Here is a 22,043-nt window from a genome sequence, read left to right as displayed (position 1 = left end):
GGCAGGCTAGTGGGTGTGAGCACCATCCCTCCTCCGGCCGATCGGGACCGGCCGGTCGCGAGACTCATCCAGGAGCTCGACGCGTTCGTGGGCCGGCGCCGGTTCGTCGAGGTCTGCGTCGACCTGCTCGACGGCGCCGACCGTACGGCGTACGTGCCGGAGCTGCGGTACCTGACCGGCTTCGACTGGTCGGAGGGGGCGCCGGCGTACGACGTCGGCGTGTGGAAGGCCTACTGGGTGCGCACCTGGGGAGCCCGCGGCCTCCTCTACTGCTGGGACGACGAGGCGACGCGGGCGGTGGTTGCCGGGCTCGGCGACGAGCACTACCGTCCCGCCGAGATGTGCCTGAAGGTCGCCGCCAAGCACGACGTCGCCGGATCCGGGCCGGGGGCCGCCGCGCTCACCAGGCACGAGCTGCCGCGGGTGCGGGCGAACGCCGCCCGTGCCCTCGGGGTGGTCGGCGACACCGAGCACGTGGCCGACGTGCGCGCACTGCTGGACGACCCGGAGGAGTGGGTGCGCGAGCACGCGGCCCGCGCGTACGGCCGGATGTCCCGGCGACTCGACCTGGGCGACCGGTGAGGCGCGGATACGCGTTCTCGGGGAGCTGGACGGTCGACGCGCCGCTGCTCCGCGTCCACGAGGTGCTGGTCGACCTCGAGCACTACCCGGAGTGGTGGCCGCAGGTGCTGGCCGTGGCGACGCTCGGCGCCGACGACGCCCGCGTGCTGTGCCGGTCGCGGTTGCCGTACACCCTCGACGTGGTGCTCCATGCCCTCCACCGCGAGGCGCCCCGGCTCGAGGTGCGGATCTCCGGCGACCTCGACGGGGTCGCCCGCTGGCGGCTCACAGACCTCGGTCGGCGTACCCGGCTGGACTTCGTCCAGGAGGTGACCGTCGGCGGCTGGCTGGCCGCCATCTCCCCGGTGGTGCGGCCGCTGCTGCGGTGGAACCACGCCCGGATGATGGCCGGCTGCGTCGACGGTCTCCGAGAGCGGGTGGCGGTCTAGGACCCGGCCTGGATCCGGCCGACGATCCGGGCGAGCAGGTCGCCCATCCGGTCAGCGGCGTCCCGCCCGGCCTCGAGCACCTCGGCGTGGTCCAGCGGCTCGCCCGAGATGCCGGCGGCCAGGTTGGTGACCAGCGAGATGCCGAGCACCTCCATGCCGGCGTCGCGGGCCGCGATCGCCTCGAGCGCTGTGCTCATGCCGACGAGGTCGCCGCCGATCCGCCGCGCCATCTCGATCTCGGCCGGAGTCTCGTAGTGGGGCCCGGGGAACTGGACGTAGACACCCTCGTCCAGCGACGGGTCCACCTCCCGGCACAGCGCCCGCAGCCGCGCCGAGTAGAGGTCGGTGAGGTCGACGAAGTGCGGCCCCTCGATCGGGGAACGCGCGGTGAGGTTGATGTGGTCGCGGATGAGCACCGGCGTACCCGGGCCCCAGGAGTCACGCAGGCCACCGCACCCGTTGGTCAGCACGATCGTGCGGCAGCCCGCAGCGGCAGCGGTGCGAACCGGGTGGACGACCGCCGCGACCCCCTTGCCCTCGTAGTAGTGGGTGCGGCTGAGGAAGACCAGCAGGTGCCGGTCGCCTGACCGGATGCTGCGGATCGTGCCCGAGTGGCCCGCGACGGCAGCGGCCGAGAAGCCGGGCAGGTCGGTGGTGGCGATCTCGGCGACCGTCTGTCCCGCGTCGTCCCCACCGAGCGCCTCGGCGGCCGGGCGCCACCCGGAGCCCAGCACGAGGGCGACGTCGTGCCGCTCGACGCCGGTGAGACGGGCGAGCATGTCGGCGGCCTCCTGGGCCTGCTCCTGCGGGGTCACGGCGTGAGCGTAATGGGTGCGTCATGGCGGCGACCCCAGGTCGTCTAGTCCGAAAGGGCCACACGTTCATCCGCCGTGATGATTGATTTGGAGGCCTTCATGCCTCACCCTGAGGCACGGGTCCGACTGGGGGGTTGACCGTGGGGGGTCCGCGATACGTCGCGCTTGCGCTGCTCGCGCCGCTCTTCGGCATGCCCGCAGCCGCCGCAGCCGCGGGCCCCGCCCCGACCCTCCGGGCACAGCACACCACGGTCCGGTCGGTGGACCGCGCGGTGACCTCGACCCGGGACACCAGCACCAGTCGCTTCGCGGGACGGCTCTCGGCTCCGGCATCGGTGCATCTGCTCGCCGCCCGGCTCTACTGGGGGCACCGGCACCCGTCGTACCCCTCGGTGCGCTCGGTGAGCTCCGACCTCCGCAAGACCGCCGAGTGGTACGCCCACGCCTCCCGAGGCCAGGAGCACCTCCGCGTGACGGTGACCCGATGGGTCCACGTGACCGCCTCCGCGGACACGATGTGCAACACCGAGCGGGGCTCGATCCGCGCTGCGACCGCCGGGCTGCGTCGGGCCGGATACCACCCCGACCGCTTCAACCGGCTGATGATCTTCACCGAGCAGTGCAACGCCGCCGCGTCCGCTGCGCAGCTGCCGGGACATGTGACCTGGGTCAGGTTCCGCTCGCCCGGGATGGCGACACTTGTCCACGAGCTCGGCCACAACCTGGGCCTCGAGCACGCCTACGGCGTCCTGTGCCGTAAGGACGGGCGCCGCGTCGCGCTGGGAGGCCGCTGCGTCCCGGTGGAGTACGGCGACAGCTGGGACGCGATGGGGCACTCGAAGGGCTTCTTCTCCGCGCCCGCGCTGCTCCGGCTCGGCTGGGCCGGGAAGATCAAGAACGTCCGGAGCTCGGGCACGTTCCGGGTCGCGGACTTCGAGCACTCCGGATCGGCCAACCAGGCGCTGCGCATCCGGGTGGGCCGGACGACGTACTGGGTGGAGTACCAGCCCGAGCGCAGCCCGGAGGTCGGGCGGACGATCCCCGGCGTGATGATCCGCCGGCAGGTCGGACGGGGGCCGGTCGAGATGATCGACGCCTCACCGGGCAACCCCGTCGGCATCGCCTACCCGGACCGCGACCTGACCAACCCCGCCCTCCCGGCCGGCAGCAGCCTGACCACGCCCGAGAAGATCCGGTTCACGACGGTCTCCGTCGGCCGGCGCGCGACGGTGCAGGTCGGCTTCGACCAGCCCGCCGCGGTACCCGACGCCCCGGTGGTCGAGGCCGCCACGCAGGTGGACGACGGCTACCAGGTCAGTTGGAGCGCACCGGCCGACAACGGCCAGATCGTGCTCGGCTACCGGGTCACGGCATCGCCGAGCGGGGTCACCAGGTTCGTCCAGGGGCCGGCCGGCTACCGCACCTCGGTGCGCTTCCCGCTCGGCAGCGACGGGCCGCAGTCCTTCATGGTGCAGGCGCTGAACCAGGACGGCTGGTCGGCTCCCAGCGAGGCGGTGGTCGGCACGGTCTACGGCCCCGACGTCACGGTCACGTCTCCGCCGGACGGCGCCAAGCTCACCCGTGGGTTCACCGTGACCGTCGAGGCGACCGCCGACGAGCAGACGCACTCGGCTCCGACGGCGGCATGGGCCGAGGTCGGATCCGTGGCCTGCTCCGCCGAGGAAGGGCCCGGGCCGTACACGCTGCGCTGTGACGGCGCGGCACACGGCCGGCAGACCCTCACGGTGCACGTGCGGAACGCCAACGGCATCACCACCGACGTGCCGGTCGCGATCAAGGTGCACGGCACTGAGCCGAGCCCTTCGCTTGCGTGAGCCCGGGCCGCGGCCGGGTCGTCAGAGCCCGGTCGAGCGACAGGGCCGCAGCCGGATCGCGGTGACGTAGTCGGCCGGCGCGTCCGCGGCCTCCGCGGCGTCGGCGACCACACCGAGGTACGACGCGCTGGGCAGGCCGCCCTCGAACGCGTCGAGCACGTAGGTCCACGCCAGCAGCTCGCCGGTCATCGTCGAGACCCGGACCTTGACCTTGCGGTACAGACCCGTGTCGGTCGACTCCCAGCCGTCGAGGTTCGCCTCGTCGTCGCGCGACACGTCGTACACCGCGACGAAGACCTGGTCGATCGGGTCCTCGACGATCGTGGACAGCGCGCCGTCCCAGCCGAGGTCCTCGCCGCCGAAGGTGAGCCGCCACCCGGTGAGCCAGCCCGTGGTCTGCAGGGGGGAGTGCGGGCACCGCTGTCCCATCCGCCGCGGGTCGAGGTTCGACGCGTAGGCGGCGTAGAGGGGCACGCGCAGAGCGTAGTCGTTGTGCTCACTAGGCTGACGGACGTGAGTGAGCCCACCTCGAACCAGCACTTCGACCTCATCGTCCTCGGAGCCGGCCCCGGCGGGTACGTCGCCGCCATCCGCGCGGCCCAGCTCGGCAAGTCGGTCGCCGTGGTCGAGAAGAAGTACTGGGGCGGTGTCTGCCTGAACGTCGGGTGCATCCCCTCGAAGGCGCTGCTCCGCAACGCCGAGCTCGCGCACGTGATCACCCACGAGAAGGACGTGTTCGGGATCGAGGGCAACGCCACGATGGCGTTCGGGCCGACGCACGAGCGCTCCCGGAAGGTGAGCGCCGGGATCGTCCGCGGCGTCCACTACCTGATGAAGAAGAACAAGATCACCGAGATCGACGGGTGGGGCACGCTGCGACCGCGCGAGGGCGACGGTCCCGGGGTGATCGACGTCGAGCTCAACTCCGACCAGGACGGCGGGAGTGCGTCGTACACCTACGACGACCTGATCATCGCCACCGGCGCGACGACACGGCTGATCCCGGGCACCACCCTGTCGGAGCGGGTGGTGACCTACGAGGAGCAGATCCTCGACCCCGAGCTGCCGGAGTCGGTGATCATCGCCGGGTCGGGTGCCATCGGCGTGGAGTTCGCCTACGTGCTCGCCAACTTCGGCGTCGACGTCACGATCGTGGAGTTCCTGGAACGGATGGTGCCGACCGAGGACGCCGACATCTCCAAGGAGCTGCTGAAGCACTACAAGAAGCTCGGGGTGAAGGTGCTGCTCGGGACCAAGGTGGAGTCCATCGCCGACGCCGGGGTCGAGTCGGGCGAGAAGGTCAAGGTCACGGTGTCGAAGGGCGGCTCCTCGCAGGTGCTCGAGGCCGACAAGGTGTTGCAGGCGATCGGCTTCGCGCCCCGGCTCGAGGGCTACGGACTGGAGGCGCTCGGCGTGGCGACCGAGCGCGGCGCGATCGTGGTCGACGACCACTGCCGCACCAACGTCGAGCACGTCTACGCGATCGGCGACGTCACCGGGAAGCTGATGCTCGCCCACGTCGCCGAGGCCATGGGGGTCGTCGCGGCCGAGACGATCGGCGGTGCCGAGACCATGCCGGTCGCCTACGACTTCGTGCCGCGCGCGACGTACTGCCAGCCGCAGATCGGGTCCTTCGGCTACAGCGAGGAGCAGGCGCGCGAGAAGGGCTACGACGTCAAGACCGCGACCTTCCCGTTCTCGGCCAACGGCAAGGCCCAGGGGCTCGGCGAGGCGGTCGGCTTCGTCAAGGTGGTCGCCGACGCGGAGTACAACGAGATCCTCGGCGCCCACATGATCGGCCCCGAGGTGACCGAGCTGCTGCCGGTGCTGACGCTCGCGCAGAAGTGGGACCTGACCGCCGACGAGGTCGCCCGCAACGTCTTCGCCCACCCGACCCTGACCGAGGCGATCAAGGAGACCGTGCACGGCATCGCCGGGCACATGATCAACCTCTGACCTCGGGCCTCGACGGCCCTTCGGGAGGTCTGCGTGGACGAGTCATGTGACTCATCCATGCAGACCTCGAAGGACGTCGGTCGCCGGGCGGGCTCATCCACAGGCGTCGTCCCCGCATCTGCGGAGGCTTGTGTCCGTGGGGAGTGCACGTCGCCCGGCTGACGCGTGGTCGCACCCTCGACGTCCGCACTCCCTGGCTCGAGCGGACAGCGCAGGTGTCCGAGCAGCCGGCGATGCCGGACCTCACCGCGGCTCTGCTCGGCGTCCGGATGCGGGTTTCCGGTGGACTGCCGTGGATCGCCACGGTGTCCGGCCTGGTCGTGCTGGGCGCGGAGGCCACCGGATGGCGCACCAGCGAGCGCGGGACGATCGTCTTCGACCTGCGTCCTCCTGGCAGCTGGTTCGACGGCCTGGATGGCCGGTGGTTCCGTTTCAGGGAAGGACGCACGTGGTTCTTCTGGGACCCGACGCGGCTGCCACAATGACCCCATGTCCAGCCCCGCGCACGTTGTCATCGTCGGCGGCGGACCCGGAGGTTACGAGGCAGGCCTGGTCGCGGCCCAGCTGGGGGCTGAGGTCACCCTTGTGGACTCCGACGGCGTCGGGGGTTCGGCGGTCCTCACCGACTGTGTGCCCAGCAAGACCCTGATCGCCACCGCCGAGCTGATGACCCACGCCGAAGGCGCGGCCGAGCTGGGAGTGCAGCTGACGAACGACGCGACGGCCTCCGTCCGCGTCGACCTGGGCCGGGTCAACGCACGCGTGAAGCAGCTGGCCCGCGACCAGAGCGACGACATCGCGCGCCGGCTCGAGAAGGAAGGGGTCCGGGTGCTTCCGGGCCGCGGGCGGCTCGACGGAGCCGACGCGGTGGTCGTCGCGGCGGCAGACGGTGGAGAGGAGCGGCTGGCCGCGGACGCCGTGCTGCTGGCGACCGGTGCCGCCCCGCGCATCACCCCCGAAGCCCAGCCCGACGGGGAGCGGATCCTCACCTGGGAGCAGGTCTACGACCTCGATGACCTACCCGAGCACCTGATCGTCGTGGGGTCGGGGGTGACGGGGGCGGAGTTCGCCAGCGCCTACCTGGCGCTGGGCGGCGAGGTCACCCTGGTGTCGAGCCGCGACCGGGTGCTCCCCGGCGAGGACGCCGACGCCGCGAGGGTGCTCGAGGAGGTGCTCACCCGGCGCGGGATGCACGTCCTGGGGCGCTCTCGGATGCAGTCGGTGACCCGCGACGGCGACGTCGTCACGGTGGCGCTCACCGACGGCCGAACGGTCGAGGGCTCGCACTGCATCCTGGCCGTCGGCTCGGTCCCCAAGACCGGCGGACTCGGCCTCGAGACCGCCGGCGTCGACACCGACGAGCGGGGGTTCGTCCGCGTCGACCGGGTCTCGCGCACGAGTGCGCGCGGGGTGTACGCCGCCGGTGACTGCACCGGCGTCCTGATGCTCGCCAGCGTCGCGGCGATGCAAGGGCGGATCGCGATGTGGCACTTCCTGGGCGACGCGGTGTCGCCCCTCGACCTCAAGAAGGTCTCCTCCAACGTGTTCACCGCCCCCGAGATCGCCACCGTCGGCTGGTCGCAGCAGGCGGTCGACCGGGGCGAGATCCAGGTCAACCAGGTCACGCTCCCACTCGCCGGCAACGCCCGCGCCAAGATGCAGGGCGTGCACGACGGTTTCGTGAAGCTCTTCTGCCGACCCGGAACCGGCATCGTCGTGGGTGGCGTCGTCGTGGCGCCGCGGGCCAGCGAGCTGATCCACCCGGTGTCGATCGCCGTCGCCGAGTCGATGACCGCCGACCAGCTGGCGCAGGCGTTCACCGTCTACCCGTCGATCAGCGGCTCCGTGGCCGAGGCGGCCCGCAGGTTGCATCGCGTCTGAGCCCGTGGTGTCCTATCCCCTCCCGTCACACGAGTCACGCGCCCCTCGATCGGAGATCACATGCCGCCGCGATGTACGACGACTGCTGCCACCGCGCTCGCGGTGGCGACCTCCGTCCTGGTCGCAGGCGGCGCTGCGCTCGAGCCGGCCGCCGCTGCCGGCCTGAGCATCCCGAGGCACGCGACGATCGTCGTCCGCGGTCACGGATGGGGTCACGGGCGCGGGATGAGCCAGTACGGCGCGGAGGGCGCGGCGCGGCAGGGCCTCAGCGCCCAGAAGATCGTTCGGTTCTACTATCCGCACACCCAGGCCGGCACCGTCGGCGGCAACGTGACCGTCTGGATCGAGGCCGACACCGACGACAACACGACGGTGCTCGCACGCCCGGGCTTGCTCATGCGCGACCTCGCTGCCGGCACGACTCGGAAGGTGCCGACCACCGGTGCCGCAGGCAAGGCGACCCGGTGGCGGATGTCCGGTCGAGGCACGGCCACCCGCGTCTCCTACCGCACTGATGGCTGGCACACGTGGCGAACCCTGACGGGCGCCGGCGAGTTCCGCTCGACCGGCAAGCCGTTGACACTGCTGGTCGCGGGGGACCGGGTCAGCTACCGCGGCACGTTGCAGTCGATCGGGCCGGTCACGGGACACCCCGGACGGATCACGGTCAACAAGGTCTCGCTCGAGAACTACGTCCGCGGCGTCCTCGCGCGCGAGATGCCCTCGTCGTGGCACCAGGCGGCGTTGCGTGCCCAGGCGATCGCCGCGCGCACCTATGCGGCGTACAAGGTCGCGCATCCGCTGAGCTCCCGCGCGGCCCTCTGCGACACCAGCGACTGCCAGGTGTACGGCGGAACGGCGGCCGAGACCCCGAGCACCGACGAAGCCGTCGCCAAGACGGCCGACCAGGTCCGGCTGTACGACCAGAAGCCCGCCTTCACCGAGTTCAGCTCCAGCAACGGCGGGTGGCTGGCGAAGGGCGACCAGCCGTACCTCGTCGCGAAGCCTGATCCGTACGACGGCTGGTCGGGCAATCCGAACCACACCTGGCGCACGACGCTCTCCGACGCGACCATCGAGAAGCGGTGGCCGAGCATCGGCAACCTGCGCCGGATCACCGTGACCCAGCGCGACGGCAACGGCCAGTGGAACGGGCGGATCGAGTCGATGAAGCTGGTCGGCAGCACGGGCACGAAGACTCTCACCGGGGACGCGTTCCGGGGCGGGTTGGGACTCAAGTCGACCTGGCTCGCCTTCGGGGTCAGCTGACCCGTCCGGGCATCGTTCGGCCTAGAACTTGAACGGCGGTTCAGGCTAGGGTGGCGGCGCCATGTTGATGAAGACGACGCCCTTCCACCCACGGCTCAGCGAGCTCAACCAGACCGGCCTGTACGGCCACTGGTCGGGCTACCTCTCCGCGTTGCGCTACGACCTCGCCGCGAAGCACGAGTACTTCGCCGTCCGCAACTCGGCGGGGTTCTTCGACACCTCGCCGCTGTACAAGTACCGGATCACCGGGCCCGACGCCGAGCGCTTCCTGGCCGGCCTGATGACCCGCGACGTACGACGGTGTCGCCCCGGCCAGGCGATGTACACCGTCTGGTGCGACGACGCCGGCTACGTCCTCGAGGACGGCGTGGTGTTCCGGCACGCCGACGACGACTGGCTGCTGACCGCCGCGGACCCCAACCTGGGCTACCTCGACTCCCTGGTCGGCCGGCTGCGCGTCTCGATCGAGGACGTGAGCGAGGACTACGGCATGCTCGCCGTCCAGGGGCCGCGCTCCCGGGAGATCCTGGCGACGCTCGCGCCCGAGGTGAAGGACCTGGCCTTCTTCGGCCTCACGCCGGCCAAGATGGGCGGCGCGCCGGTCACGATCTCGCGCACCGGGTACACCGGCGACCTCGGCTTCGAGGTGAGGGTGGAGGCCGACGACGCGCTGGGCGTGCTCGACAAGATCATCCAGGCCGGCGAGGGCCAGGGACTGCGGCCGTTCGGCGAGGACGCCCTGATGATGCTGCGCATCGAGGCCGGCCTCTCCCTGATCAACGTCGAGTTCAACTCCGCGCGCTACGCGTTCACCGACGCGGAGCGGTTCACCCCCAAGGAGCTCGGCTTCGGCTGGATGCTCGGCAGGGACGGCGCGGCGCTCGGCGACGACCGGCCGTTCATCGGGCGGCGGGCCATCGAGCGGGAGCTCCGCGACGGCACCTCACGCTGGGCGACCGTCGGACTGTGGGTCGACTGGGAGGCCCACCGCGACCTGCACCTCGAGCACGGCCTGGTGGTGCCCAAGGACGAGACGCCGGTGCCCTGGGAGTCGATGCTCTACGGCGGCCCCGACCGCGACCAGCGGGTCGGCTACGCGACGAGTCTGATGTACAGCCCCGTGCTCCAGCGGCACATCGCGATCGCGCGAGTGCTCCCCGAGTACGCCGCACGGAGTTCGACGGGTCTGGGCTCGACGGTGCACCTGGAGATCACCGTCGACCACGAGTACCTCTCCGTCCCGGCCACCACCGACCGGCTTCCCCTCTACAACCCGGCCCGCAAGACGAGCGGCACCGCCCGCGAGCCGGCCCCGATCTCGCACCGAATGGAGCAGTCATGACGAGCGGCAGTGGCAACACCTACGACGCGATCGTCGTCGGCGGCGGCCACAACGGCCTGACCAACGCGGCGTACCTCGCCAAGGGCGGCCTGAAGGTCCTGGTCCTCGAGCGCCGGCCCTTCGTCGGCGGAGCCGCGATCACCGAGGAGCTCCACCCAGGGTTCTCGTTCACGACGTTCTCCTACGCGCTCAGCCTGCTGCGCCCCGAGATCATCCACGAGCTGAACCTGGTCGAGCACGGCTTCCTGCCGCTGCTGATGCCGACGGCGTTCTCCCCGATGGAGAACGGCGACTACCTGCTGATGACCGAGGACGAGCAGTTCAACGACCAGGAGATCGCCCGGCACAGCAAGAAGGACGTCGACGCCTACCACCGCTGGGAGCACGACCTCGAACGGGTGATCCAGGTCGCCAAGCCGCTGTTCGACGCCGCCCCGCCTGACATCTTCAGCGACGATCCGGCCGACCAGGCCGACGTCGCCTGGATGGTCAAGCAGCTCCGCGGCGCCGACAAGAAGACGCTGCACGACCTGATCCGGTTCCTGACCGGCAGCTGCGCGGACCTGCTCGACGACTACTTCGAGTCCGACATCGTCAAGGCCTCGATCGCGTCCTCGTCGATCATCGGCACCAAGGTCGGGCCGATGTCGCAGGGCTCCGGCCTGGTGCTGCTCTACCACCTGATCGGCGAGCAGGACGGCCACCACGGGGTCTGGGGCTTCCACAAGGGCGGCAACGGCGGTTTCACCCAGGTGTTGCAGCGCGCAGCCGAGGCCTTTGGCGCGACCGTGAAGCTCGAGGCCCCGGTCGACCGGGTGATCACCAAGGACGGCCGGGCCACCGGGGTCGTGCTCACCGACGGCACGGAGTACGCCGCGCCGATCGTGGTCAGTGCGCTCGACCCGCGGCGTACCTTCACCGAGCTGGTCGACCCGCGCGAGCTGCCCGGCGACCTGAACGACGCGATCGCGCGCTACCGGTTCCAGGGAACCTCGGCCAAGGTGAACTTCGCCCTCGACGACCTGCCGATCTTCCCCGCCCTGAAGGGCCGGATCGACCACTTCGGCGGGTTCATCAACATCGGGGAGTCGCTGGAGTACCTGGAGCGGGCCTTCGACGACGCGAAGTACGGCTGGTACTCCCAGAAGCCGTTCATCGACGGCGCCATCCAGTCCGTCGTCGACCCCGACATGGCTCCTCCGGGCAAGCACGTGATGAGCTGCTTCATCCAGTACGCGCCGTACCACCTCAAGGGCAGCGACTGGGACACCGAGCGGCAGGCGTTCGGCGACACCGTGCAGGCGGTGCTGGAGCACCACTTCCCGGGGTTCGGCGACCTCGTGCTCCACCGCGAGGTCGTCACGCCGCTGGACATCGAACGGGTGGCCGGGCTGACCGAGGGCAACATCTTCCACGGCGAGTTCCTGGCGCCGCAGATGTACTTCATGCGGCCCGCGCCGGGCTACGCCCGGTACAACACCCCGATCGAGGGCTACTACCAGTGCGGCTCCGGCACCCACCCCGGCGGCTGCGTGAGCGGCGGGCCCGCCAAGCTCGCCGCGATGCGCATCCTCGGCGATCGGCGGAGCTAGCCGGCCATCATCGGCACCGGGCCGCCAGCTCCTGGACGTGCGCGGTGACCGTCGGGTCGTTCGCACCGAACGTCGGGTCGGTGAGCTGGGCGACGGTGTAGGACTGCACGAGCCGGTCGCCCAGGCACGTGGCCTGCGCGGCCGTGGCCCCGCCGTGGAGGAGGCTGACCTCGACCAGTGCGCGGGTGGAGACCAGGGCCACCGCGTCGGCCGAGTCGTCGTTGCCCAGCTGGGCGGAGGTGCCCGGGTCGCAGGACTCGAAGCTCACCCGGCTGCCGGCCTGGGCGACCCGCGCCCGGGCGCCCGGGAAGTCCGCGATCCACTGCTGGAGCGCGCCCGTCATCCGGGTGCTGTCCGCGGCCGTGCGGCCGGCGTAGGCGATCCGGGCGCAGGTCTCGTCGCCGCGATCGAAGCCGACGTACGCGTCCCCGCCCCAGCCGTCGGCTGCTTCGAGCGCGTCCATCACCGGGATGCGCGCGGCGAGCATGAGGTACCAGCTCAGGGCGCCGAACTCGCCCGAGTCGAACTTCTTCTCGCCGGCTTCGAGCGACGGGACGTCGACGTGGGTGGCGCCTCTCCGTCGCGAGAGCGCCCGCAGCGGCTCCATCAGGGCTGTCTCGTGGACCGGCGGATGCCGGAGCAGCCGGTTGACCTCCGCGTTGCCGCCCTGCTCGGCGGCGGTCCGGGCGAGACCGATGCCGAGGGTGTACGGCGAGGTCTGCATGGTGACGACGATCTTCGGGATCTTGGCAAGAGTGGACGTCGCCCGGTCGCCCTCGGCCTTCTGAGCCGCGTCCAGCGCGTGCTGCTGGGCCGGGGGAAGGGAGCTGCGGTACGCCCCCTCCATCCGCTCGGCGTCGCCCTCGACCAGGGCGTCGAGGACCTCGCCGGCCGCACTGCTCGTGCCGTTCCCGGACTTCTTCTGGAGCGCCTTCAGCCGGGCTCCGACGTGGAAGTACTGGTCCTGGAGCACGTGCGTGAGCTCGTGGACCAGGGTCGCCTTGACCGCCGGGGTGATCGTGCGCCCGCGCACGGTGATCGACCGGGTCCTGAAGGAGTAGTAGGCGTCGACCGCAGCGCCGTTGAAGCCCTTCACGGCTCGGAGCAGGTCGACGTGGCCGCTGAGCAGGCCGAACGCCCGTAGCAGCGCCGTGGCCTGCTCGATCTCGCGCCGGTCCTGCTGGGTCGGCTCCTGGTCCTCCGCCTCGAGGCTCATGGTGAAGGCGGCCGGTGACAGGAAGCGGACCGGCACCGGGTGCTTGAACGTCAGACCCCGCTGCCTCGCGGCGATCCGGGCGTACGGCGCGATCCGGTGGTCCCAGTGCTTCGGGTAGTGGTGGTGGGCCGCGTGGTTGCTGGCCGGCGCGGACTCGTGGTGGTCGTCCCCGCCGCGGGTCAGCACGACGAAGCCGAGCAGCCCGGCGAGCCCGAGCGTGACGACGCCGGCGACCAGGACCACCCACAGCGGGATGTCGTCGGTCTTCTTCTCCGGCGGTGCGCCCGGTGGCGCCGGCGGTGGTGGCTGATATCCCCCGAGATCGCTCATGGCCGGAGCGTAGGTCGATTCGCACCGCTGCGCAGGTGAAGCCGACGTCCGTCCGGCTACGGCATCACATCGGATACCTCCGCGAAGTGGCATGCCACCGGGTGCCCCTGCCCGCGGTCGATGAGCGCCGGCTCCTCGTGTGCACAGATCTCCTGGGCCTTCCAGCAGCGGGTGCGGAACCGGCATCCGGACGGCGGATCCGCGGCGCTGGGCACGTCGCCCTCCAGGATGATCCGCCGGCGCTCCCGCTCGAGGCGGGGGTCCGGCACCGGTACGGCGGACAGCAGCCCCTGGGTGTAGGGGTGTGAGGGTCGGTCGTACACGTCGGATCTGGTGCCGGTCTCGACGATCTTGCCCAGGTACATCACCGCCACCCGATGGGAGATGTGCCGGATCACCGACAGGTCGTGGGCGATGAACAGATACGCGAGCCCCAGACGTGACTGGAGGCTCTCCAGCAGGTTGACGATGCCGGCCTGGATCGACATGTCCAGCGCGGACAGGGGTTCGTCGAGGACGATGACCTTGGGCTCCAGCGCGAGCGCCCTGGCGATGCCGACCCGCTGCCGCTGGCCGCCGGAGAACTCGTGGGGGAACCGGTTGGTGTGCTCGGGGTTGAGCCCGACCTGGCGGAACAGCTCGCTCACCCGCTCCGGTCCGGTCCGCTTGTCCCAGAGCCCGTGGATCCGCAGCGGCTCGGCCACGACCTCGCCCACGGGCATCCGGGGGTCGAGCGAGGCGTACGGGTCCTGGAACACGACCTGGATGTCGCGACGGACCGAGTGCAGCTGTCGCCGGCTGCGCTCGGTCAGCTCGGTGCCGTCGTACCGCACGGAGCCGGCCGTGGCCGGCGTCAGCTGGAGGACCGTGCGTGCCACCGTCGACTTGCCGCACCCGGACTCCCCGACCAGGCCGAGCGTCTCGCCCTCCCGGAGCTCGAAGGAGACCTTGCAGACCGCGTGCGCCTCGCCGACCGTGTGCCGCACCAGCCGGCCGCCGCGGATCGGGAAGTGCTTGACGAGGTCGGTGACCTCCACGACGGGCCGGTGTCCGGCGTCCGCCCGGGTCTCAGCCATGCGGCACCTCCGACCGGCTCCGGCCGTGGATGCCGACCTCGTCGCCCCCGACCTGGTCCGTGGTGTCCTCCCAGCTCGCGGCGAAGAGGGTGGTGTCGCCGGCCTCGAGCTCGGTCCGGAGGTGACACGCCGCCCGGTGGTCCGGCCCGGCGGGGTCCAGCCCGGGCTCCTCCGTCACGCAGCGGTCGAAGGCGACCGGGCAGCGGGGCCGGAACGGGCATCCGGAGGGCAGCGTGAGCAGCGAGGGCGGGGTGCCGGGGATCGGCCGCAGGGGGCCGCGGCGCTCGTCGTCCAGCCGCGGGAGGGAGCCCAGCAGACCGAGCGTGTACGGCATCCGGGACCGGTAGAAGACCTCGTCGGTGGGCGCGGTCTCCACCGGCTTCCCGGCGTACATCACCATCACCCGGTCCGCCATCCCGGCGACGATCCCGAGGTCGTGGGTGATCAGGATCAGCGAGGCGTGGGTCTCCTCGCGCGCAGCGCGGAGCGCATCGAGGACCTGCGCCTGGATGGTGACATCGAGGGCCGTGGTGGGCTCGTCGGCGATCATGATCCGGGGGTTGTTGGCCATCGCGATCGCGATCGCCACCCGCTGGCGCATCCCACCGGAGAACTCGTGGGGGTACCTGTCCATCTGCTGGGCGGCGCGCGGGATCCCGACCGTCTCCAACAGCTCGAGGGCCCGCCGATGGGCGCCTCGCTTCGAGTCGAGCCCCTTGGCCCAGATCGCCTCCGCGACCTGCCAGCCGATGGTGTACGCCGGGTTCAGAGAGGTCAGCGGATCCTGGGGGATGTAGGCGATGGTGCTGCCCCGCACCTTCGCCAGGGCCCTCTCCGGGAGCCCGGTCAGCTCGGTGTCGCCGGACCGGACCGAGCCCGAGACGGTCGCGTTCCGCGGCAGCAGGCCGAGGATGGCGAGCGCGACCGTCGACTTCCCCGACCCGGACTCGCCGACGATGCCGACCGTCTCGCGCGGGGCGAGGTCGAGGCTCAGCCCCCGCACCGCCTGCACGGTCCCTTCGCGGGTCGAGAAGTCGACGGAGAGGTCGCGGACCTCGAGCAGGTGGTCGCTCACGAGCTGTTCCGCTGTGAGGGGTCGAGTGCGTCGCGCAGGCCGTCGCCGATGAAGTTGATCGACAGGATGATCGCGATCAGGAAGCCGGCCGGGAAGAAGAACAGCCAGGGCAGCACGGCCATCGCGCCCTGGCCGTCGTTGATCAGGCTGCCCAGCGACACCTCGGGCGGCTGGATGCCCAGGCCCACGAAGGAGAGTGCCGCCTCGATCAGCATCGCCACCGCCACGGTGAGCGTGGCGTTGACCACGATCGGCCCGAGGGCGTTCGGGATCAGGTGCCGCACGATGATCCGTGCGTCGCTCGCCCCGATCGCCCACTCCGCCTCCACGAACTCACGTTCCCGGAGCGACAGGAACGATCCGCGGACCAGCCGGGCCAGGTAGGTCCACAGCAGCGCGGCCAGGATGATCGCGATCCAGAACCAGCTGTTGGCCTGCTTGCCGAGCGTGTTCGCGAGCACCAGCAGGACCGCGAACAGGGGGACGGTGAGCACGAGGTCGGTGAAGCGCATCAGGGCGAAGTCGGCCCACGTGCCGTAGTAGCCGGCCAGGGCTCCGATCAGCGTCCCGACCACGGTGGCCAGCGCGGCCACGACGATCGCGGTCTTGATCGACGTCGCCGTGCCGAGGAGGACCTGCGCGAAGAGGTCGTGACCGATGGTGTCGGTGCCGAACGGGTGCTGGAGTGACGGACCGGTCGAGTACTGAGCGGTGATGTCGCTGTAGCTGTAGTGCCAGAAGTGGCCGCCGATCGTGGACAGCAGCAGCAGCGAAACGAACACCACGAGCCCGGCGACCGCCGGCTTGTGGTGGAAGAACCGCTCGCGGGCCAGTTGCAGCTGGCTCCGGCTGACCGGGGGTGCCGCCTCGGGTGCCGACCCGAGCGTCTCCCGGGGGCCCTTCGGCGCCGTCAGGGTCGGACGGGGGCGTCCGGTCTGCTCGGGTGGGTGTGCTTCTGGCTCAGCCAAGACGGATCCTCGGGTCGAGTACGGCGTACAGGATGTCGGCGATGATGTTGAAGGCGACGACGGCGGTGGCAGTGATCATCAGCCAGGCCTGCACCGCGTTGACGTCGGGACTGACCGGACCGGTGAGCCCCTCGTAGAGGAACCGGCCCATCCCCTCCCAGCCGAAGACGATCTCGGTGATCACCGTGCCGCCGAGGATGACGGCGAAGTCCAGGGCGATCACCGTGGTCACCGGGATCAGCGCGTTGCGTGCCGCGTGCACCAGCAGCACCCTGCGGCGGGACAGGCCCTTCGCCCGGGCCAGCCGGATGTAGTCGGCGTTGAGCACGTCCAGCATCGCGGCGCGTTGGTAACGGCTCCACGCCGCATAGGTCACGAGGACCAGGGCGATCACCGGCAGCGCGGTGTGCGCCGCATCGTCCCGGATCACGTTCCAGGTGCCCGTCACGCCGGGGGTGTTCTCCCCGACGGTGTAGAAGATCGTGTGTCCCAGGGTCTTGTTCACGTCGACGGCCAGGAAGTTCTTCAGCACCAGGGCGATCACGAACACCGGCGAGGAGTAGAAGAGGTACGCCAGGGCCGTCGAGGTGTGGTCGGTCACCGAGTACTGCTTGACGGCGCTCCAGATGCCGAGCAGCACCGCGACGATCGCGGCGATGATCACGGTCGGGATCACCAGCTTGGCCGTCACCCCGAGCCGGACCCAGATCTGCGGCCCGACCCGCTGCCCGGTGGTGCTCGTCCCGAAGTCGCCGTGCAGGAACCCGGTGAACCAGGTCCAGTAACGCTGCAGGAGCGGCTCGTCGAGGTGCATCTGGTGCCGGGCTGCCTCGATCGTCCTGGGGGAGACGTGCGGGTTGGCCTTGAGCTGCGCCAGCGGGTCACCGGACAGCGACACCAGCACGTAGAGGCAGAAGCTCGCGATGAACAGCACCACGAGCCCGGCCAGGACGCGCCTCAGGATGAAGGGCCACATCGCGGAGTCGTTACTGTGCCGACACTCCCCACTGGTTGGCGTTCCAGGGGATGCCCGTGCTGCTCGTGTTCGGGATGATGTTGCCGTAGTTCGACGACCACCCGAACAGTTGCGGCTGCTGGAACAACGGCAGCGTGGCCATGTCCTTCCACAGCATCGAGTCGATCTGGTTGTACTGCCGCGCGGCCTGACTGGTGTCGATGTTCGTCAGTGCCTGCGTGAACAGCTTGTCGACCTGCGGGTTGGCGTAGTGGTCCCAGTTCGAGCCACAGAGGTTGGCGTTCGTGTAGGAGCAGTAGATCGACTGGTTGCCGGAGGGGTAGGGGGACTGCACCCACGCGAACTCGATCATGTCGAACTCGCCCTTCGGTCCGACGGTGCCGAACAGCTTGTTGGCGTCGTAGTTCTGGATGTTGATCTTGATGCCGATGCTCTTCATGCTCGCCTGGAAAAGCTGCTCGATCTGGGAGCGGACCGGCACCCCGCTGGTCGTCGAGATCGACAGCGTGAGGTCCTTGCCCTTCTCCGGTCCGAAGTTCGGCTGGAAGTAGCCGTCCGAGCCCATCGTCATGCCGGAGCTCTCGAGCAGCTGCTTGGCCTTGCTCGGATCGAAGTCACCGAGGCCGCCACTGGTGTCCTGGAACTGCGGCTGGGTCGGCATCCAGATCCGGTTCTGCAGAGGTTGCGGGTTCTTCACGCCGAGCGGCGCCACGATCCGGTCGACCATCTGCTGACGGTCGGTGCCGTAGGCGATCGCCTGCCGGATGCTCTGCTTGGCCAGGTAGGGGTTGCTCTCGTTGAAGTCGATGTGCTGGAACTCCAGGCCGGGCAACACCTGGACGTTGAAGTTCGGGATGTTCTTGACGCTCTGGTAGAAGGTGGTCGACACCAGCGCGGGGTTGACGATGTTGACCTCGTTGTTCTGGACGGCGGGTGGTTGCTGGTCGTCGTTGGTGATGAACCGGTAGGTGATCTTGTCCAGCTTCGGCTTCGACTCCCAGTAGTGCGGGTTGGGCACCTCGACGACGTCCTCACCCTTGCTGTAGCTCTGCAGCATGTAGGGGCCGCCGGAGACCTTGGCCGCCGCGTTGAACTCCTGGAAGCCGCTGTTGAAGCCGACCTTCGAGGCGATGTGCGCCGGGATCATCGGGCTGAAGAGCGACTGCCAGTCGCTGTAGGGCTGGGAGAAGACGACGGTCACCGTCTTGCCGCCGTTCGAGCCCGTCACCGACTTGATCTGGCTGTAGCCGCTGGTGCTCGCGGGCAGGAACGCCTTGCCGCCGACGTCCTTGTACTTCGGATTGCCGGACTGCGCCTTCCAGTTGTAGATGTAGTCGTCGGCATTGATCGGAGTGCCGTCGGACCACGTCGCCTTGGGGTTGAGCTTGTAGACCACGGTCTGCGGGCTCTTCTTGGTCACCTTGGCGCTGGTGGCGATCGCGGTGTTCAGATGAGGCTTGAGGTCGGGGTGGATCACGAAGGTCTGCGGCCACGTCTGGTCCAGGATCTCCTGCAGGACGAACTCGTTGTCGTTGGCCTGCAGCACGTTCCAGCCGGCCACGTCCTCGTCGAGGGCGAAGGTGATGGAGCCTCCGCTCTTGACCGGGCCGGAGGACGGGGGCGGGTTGCTGCTCCCGGCCCCGCAGGCCGCTACCACCAGCAGGGCCGCCGCGGACATCGCCGTGGTCCCGGTGATCTTGACGAGACGAGAACTACGCATGGCTGACCTCCAGAGGAGCCGAGACGTTCCGTTCGCATCTGCAAACCGCCACAAGCGGTACCCGGTTACGGCACGTGCACACATGGGCCCGGAGATCGTGACCATCTCGTGACCCGAGATTCTTGTCGAGGAGATCCGTCTGGCCGTTGACGGGGTCCATCGGCGGATTTCGGACGCAAACGGCGGATGCCTCAACGCGGTAGCGCTGTCCGAGCGTGCAGGGGCGTGACCGCACGTAGATCAGGTCACTGGACGCGTCCTGGCTCCGTCGCGAGCTCCCGCATCCGTCGGAGCGGTGAGAGGTAGACCCACAGGAACGACAGGCTCCCACCGGCCGCGGTGACGAACAGGGTGGTGCGTACGCCGACCGTCGAGCCGAGCGCTCCGCCGAGCAGACCGCCGATCGGCATCGTGCCCCAGACGACGAAACGCATGGTGGCGTTCATCCGGCCGAGCAGTCGCTCGGGACACAGTGCCTGGCGGAAGCTGACCTGGGTGATGTTGTAGACGACCACCCCCGCGTAGAAGGCGATCTGGGTGGCCACGAAGAGGCCGAGCGTCCAGTCCCGGTGCAGGAACGGCTGGACGAACGCCAGCGGCGAGCTGAGGGCGACGCTGAGCCAGATCACCGGCCCCTGCCCGATGCGGGCGGCGAGCCGCTGGGCGAGCAGCGCACCCACGAGCCCGCCCACCGCGGCGGCGGAGTACAGGACGCCGATCAGACCGGCCGACAAGTCCAGGTTGCGTGCGAGCAGCACGATCAGGATGGGCTGGCCGGCGGCGTTCCAGAGGTTGCTGGTCGCGGTACAGCCCGCGATCGAGCGCAGGATGCCGTGATGGGCGATGAACGAGACGCCCTCGCGGATCTCGTGGACCAGGTTCGCGTCGGCCGCGCGCTCCGGCTTCGGCTCGCGCCGCCGGATCGCGCCGACCCACAGCGCCGACCACAGATAGCTCGCCGCATCGGCGGCGATCGCGTAGGGAGCACCGATCAGCTGCACCAGGAACCCGCCGACGCTGGGTCCGGCGACCTGGGCCACCGACTGCGTGCCCTGCAGCTTCGCGTTGCCCTCCACCAACCGGGTGCGCCCGACGAGGAACGGCAGGTAGCTCTGGTAGGAGACGTCGAAGAACACGGTGAGCCCACCGGTCAGCAGTACGACGACGTAGAGCTGCCAGATCGTCAGGACACCGAACGCCGCCGCGACCGGCACGGAGCCGAGGCTGACGACGCGCCCGAGGTCGGCGGTGATCATCACGTTGCGGCGACGCATCCGGTCGACCCAGGCCCCGGCCGGAAGGCCGATCACCAGGAACGCCAGGAACTCGAACGTCGTCAGCAGACCGACCTGGAACGGCGTCGCGTGCAGGACCTTCACCGCCAGGAGCGGCATCGCCAGCATCGTGACCATGGTGCCGACCTGGCTGATCGCGTCACCCGCCCACAGCCGCCGGAAGTCGGCGTGGAGGAACAGGCTCTCGCGGTCCACCTGGCCCAGCCTGCACGATGGGCGGGAGCCGGGCCTCAGGCGAGGAACTGGTCCAGCAGGCTCGGCGTGGCGCGCACGGCGAGGAGGGTGGCGGCCGCCTCGTCGACGTCGAGCACCCTCACCCGCTGCCGCCCGCCCGCGGTCGTGGCGACCAGATCGGTGAGCCCCACGCGACGCTGGAACCAGGTTGCACGGAGGTTCCAGCCGATCACCGACGGCGTGTGCAGCACCTCCCGGCGCCGGTCGAGGCTGCCCGACCGGGCGACGAGGTGGTCGTCGACCAGCGCGTGGCCCAGCCCGCCCGCTCGGTCGCGGGCGAGGAGAACTGCACCGGCGACCAGCAGCACGGCGACGACCGCGACGAACGGGAGCTCCCAGGCGACGGCATACGCCGTCAGCAGCGCGGCGAGGGCGAGAGCCGTGGCGGGGAACAACGCCCGGATCCAGCGCCGCCTGCGGGCGCGCGGGCCGTGCTCGACGAGCAGGGCGGTCACCGGCCTCGAGGTGCCGAGCACGTCGCCGGCCACCCGGTCGACCTCGGCTCGAGGTGCCGGCGGCACCAGGACCGAGCTGCCCTGCTGCTTCCGGTCGAGCCCGGTCACGATCGCCGAGAGCCGCGCGCCGCCGGCGAGGCGGAGGGCGAGCGGCTCCCCGATGCTGACGCCGCTGACCCGGGCGTCGTCGAGACTGGTCTCGCGGGTCGTGAAGAGGCCGCGCCGCAGGTGCCAGGAGCCGTCGGTCGCCGTGTGCGAGAGCTGGAAGCCGAAGTTGGTGACCAGGTAGCCGACCACGGCGAGCACGCAGATGGTGACCAGCACACCGATCACGCCCCCCACCACGAGCAGCGCGAGGCCGAGGTGCGCGAGCGGGTCCAGGTCGACCGACGGGGTGAGCTCCAGCGTGCGGATGGTCTGGGCCGCCGCTCCGAGCGCCGCGCCCGCGATCACGATGCCCGCGGAGGTGAGCGGTGCGAAGCGGACCCAGGCCAGGTCCAGGGTGAGCACGACGCGCGGGCCGCCCGTCGTCGGGGCCGACGTGGTGTCGGCCGGCGTCGTGACGTGGAGCAGGCGCTCGCGCAGGGCGGTGGCGGCCGCGACCGAGAGACCGTCGAGGGCGAGCCTCTCCTCGCCGTGGCCGGCCGTCTGACCGGTGCCGATCCGCACGGTGACGAGCCCGAGGAGGCGCTGGATGGGGGAGGCCGTGAGATCGACGGTCCGCACCCGGTCGAGCGGCGCCGAGAGCACGCGCCTGTTCAGCAGCGCGTGCCGGACCTCGATCCGGCCGGCGGTGATCCGGTAGGTCGTCGTCAGGTACCGGGCGAGCCCGAGCAGGATCGGGATGCCGACGCCGGCCACACCCCACCAGCCTCCGCCCTCGGAGGAGCGGCCGAAGACCACGATCCCGACCAGCGCCGGCAGGAACTTCACGAGGTCGCGCACCGGGTGGACCAGGAGCATCCGTGGGTCGAGCCGGGACCAGTCGCTCATCGTGA

General features: G+C 70.4%; 19 protein-coding genes. 9 read left to right on the top strand and 10 right to left on the bottom strand.

Annotation, left to right across the window (positions count from 1 at the left end; all coding sequences use genetic code 11):
* Window positions 1–15 precede the first annotated feature (15 nt).
* Together VGK78_RS05565 and VGK78_RS05560 are read left to right on the top strand one after the other, a co-directional pair.
* Window positions 16–582 carry a HEAT repeat domain-containing protein gene (locus tag VGK78_RS05565; RefSeq protein ID WP_331526494.1) on the top strand — a complete coding sequence of 189 codons (567 nt, stop codon included), beginning with the start codon at window positions 16–18 and terminating at the stop codon, window positions 580–582.
* Window positions 579–1,010 (top strand): SRPBCC family protein, encoded by a 432-nt coding sequence (locus VGK78_RS05560; protein WP_331526492.1) that lies wholly within the window; start codon window positions 579–581, stop codon window positions 1,008–1,010. The genes VGK78_RS05565 and VGK78_RS05560 overlap by 4 nt, the downstream gene beginning before the upstream one ends.
* Here the strand turns inward: VGK78_RS05560 and VGK78_RS05555 are convergent.
* Window positions 1,007–1,825, bottom strand: coding sequence for a purine-nucleoside phosphorylase (locus VGK78_RS05555; RefSeq protein WP_331526491.1), 819 nt, complete (start codon window positions 1,823–1,825; stop codon window positions 1,007–1,009). The genes VGK78_RS05560 and VGK78_RS05555 overlap by 4 nt on opposite strands.
* Before the next feature lie 140 nt (window positions 1,826–1,965).
* On the opposite strand from VGK78_RS05555, the gene VGK78_RS05550 reads away from it, so the two are divergent.
* The gene (locus VGK78_RS05550; RefSeq protein WP_331526489.1) at window positions 1,966–3,660 is read left to right on the top strand and encodes a hypothetical protein; all 1,695 of its coding nucleotides are present in this window, start codon (window positions 1,966–1,968) and stop codon (window positions 3,658–3,660) included.
* A 21-nt stretch (window positions 3,661–3,681) separates the two neighbouring features.
* Here the strand turns inward: VGK78_RS05550 and VGK78_RS05545 are convergent, their stop codons facing one another.
* Entirely contained in the window at window positions 3,682–4,134 is a 453-nt protein-coding gene (locus VGK78_RS05545) for a gamma-glutamylcyclotransferase (RefSeq protein ID WP_331526488.1), read from the bottom strand.
* Window positions 4,135–4,173: 39 nt separating this feature from the next.
* Here VGK78_RS05545 and lpdA point away from each other — a divergent pair, with 39 nt between their 5' ends.
* From lpdA to VGK78_RS05515, 6 genes are all read left to right on the top strand, one after another.
* Window positions 4,174–5,616 (top strand): dihydrolipoyl dehydrogenase, encoded by a 1,443-nt coding sequence (lpdA, locus tag VGK78_RS05540; protein ID WP_331526485.1) that lies wholly within the window; start codon window positions 4,174–4,176, stop codon window positions 5,614–5,616.
* Window positions 5,617–5,831: 215 nt separating this feature from the next.
* The gene (locus tag VGK78_RS05535; RefSeq protein ID WP_331526484.1) at window positions 5,832–6,101 is read left to right on the top strand and encodes a hypothetical protein; all 270 of its coding nucleotides are present in this window, start codon (window positions 5,832–5,834) and stop codon (window positions 6,099–6,101) included.
* A 4-nt stretch (window positions 6,102–6,105) separates the two neighbouring features.
* The gene (locus tag VGK78_RS05530) at window positions 6,106–7,497 is read left to right on the top strand and encodes an NAD(P)H-quinone dehydrogenase (protein ID WP_331526483.1); all 1,392 of its coding nucleotides are present in this window, start codon (window positions 6,106–6,108) and stop codon (window positions 7,495–7,497) included.
* Window positions 7,498–7,557: 60 nt separating this feature from the next.
* Window positions 7,558–8,766, top strand: coding sequence for a SpoIID/LytB domain-containing protein (locus VGK78_RS05525; RefSeq protein ID WP_331526481.1), 1,209 nt, complete (start codon window positions 7,558–7,560; stop codon window positions 8,764–8,766).
* A 67-nt stretch (window positions 8,767–8,833) separates the two neighbouring features.
* A complete protein-coding gene (locus VGK78_RS05520; RefSeq protein ID WP_331526480.1) occupies window positions 8,834–10,108 on the top strand; it encodes an aminomethyltransferase family protein in 1,275 nt (424 codons plus the stop codon).
* Window positions 10,105–11,700 carry an NAD(P)/FAD-dependent oxidoreductase gene (locus VGK78_RS05515; RefSeq protein WP_331526479.1) on the top strand — a complete coding sequence of 532 codons (1,596 nt, stop codon included), beginning with the start codon at window positions 10,105–10,107 and terminating at the stop codon, window positions 11,698–11,700. The genes VGK78_RS05520 and VGK78_RS05515 overlap by 4 nt, the downstream gene beginning before the upstream one ends.
* A 7-nt stretch (window positions 11,701–11,707) precedes the next feature.
* Here the strand turns inward: VGK78_RS05515 and VGK78_RS05510 are convergent, their stop codons facing one another.
* From VGK78_RS05510 to VGK78_RS05475, 8 genes are all read right to left on the bottom strand, one after another.
* Window positions 11,708–13,246 carry a hypothetical protein gene (locus tag VGK78_RS05510; protein ID WP_331526478.1) on the bottom strand — a complete coding sequence of 513 codons (1,539 nt, stop codon included), beginning with the start codon at window positions 13,244–13,246 and terminating at the stop codon, window positions 11,708–11,710.
* Between the two features lie 56 nt (window positions 13,247–13,302).
* Window positions 13,303–14,322: an oligopeptide/dipeptide ABC transporter ATP-binding protein gene (locus VGK78_RS05505; protein WP_331526477.1), complete on the bottom strand. Its 1,020-nt coding sequence runs from the start codon at window positions 14,320–14,322 to the stop codon at window positions 13,303–13,305.
* Entirely contained in the window at window positions 14,315–15,397 is a 1,083-nt protein-coding gene (locus VGK78_RS05500; RefSeq protein ID WP_331526476.1) for an ABC transporter ATP-binding protein, read from the bottom strand. The genes VGK78_RS05505 and VGK78_RS05500 overlap by 8 nt, the downstream gene beginning before the upstream one ends.
* A complete protein-coding gene (locus VGK78_RS05495) occupies window positions 15,394–16,365 on the bottom strand; it encodes an ABC transporter permease (RefSeq protein WP_331526475.1) in 972 nt (323 codons plus the stop codon). Before VGK78_RS05495 ends, VGK78_RS05500 begins: the two co-directional genes overlap by 4 nt.
* Window positions 16,358–17,341 carry an ABC transporter permease gene (locus VGK78_RS05490; RefSeq protein WP_331526474.1) on the bottom strand — a complete coding sequence of 328 codons (984 nt, stop codon included), beginning with the start codon at window positions 17,339–17,341 and terminating at the stop codon, window positions 16,358–16,360. Before VGK78_RS05490 ends, VGK78_RS05495 begins: the two co-directional genes overlap by 8 nt.
* A 10-nt stretch (window positions 17,342–17,351) precedes the next feature.
* Complete coding sequence (locus tag VGK78_RS05485; protein ID WP_331526472.1) at window positions 17,352–19,061, bottom strand: ABC transporter family substrate-binding protein; 1,710 nt, start codon at window positions 19,059–19,061, stop codon at window positions 17,352–17,354.
* Between the two features lie 245 nt (window positions 19,062–19,306).
* A complete protein-coding gene (locus VGK78_RS05480; RefSeq protein ID WP_331526471.1) occupies window positions 19,307–20,551 on the bottom strand; it encodes an MFS transporter in 1,245 nt (414 codons plus the stop codon).
* 35 nt (window positions 20,552–20,586) lie between these two features.
* Window positions 20,587–22,038 carry a PH domain-containing protein gene (locus VGK78_RS05475; RefSeq protein WP_331526469.1) on the bottom strand — a complete coding sequence of 484 codons (1,452 nt, stop codon included), beginning with the start codon at window positions 22,036–22,038 and terminating at the stop codon, window positions 20,587–20,589.
* Window positions 22,039–22,043: the final 5 nt, after the last annotated feature.

This window comes from Nocardioides sp., from assembly GCF_036503465.1.
GTDB lineage: Bacteria > Actinomycetota > Actinomycetes > Propionibacteriales > Nocardioidaceae > Nocardioides.
This window is presented reverse-complemented; position numbering and strand designations above follow the sequence as displayed.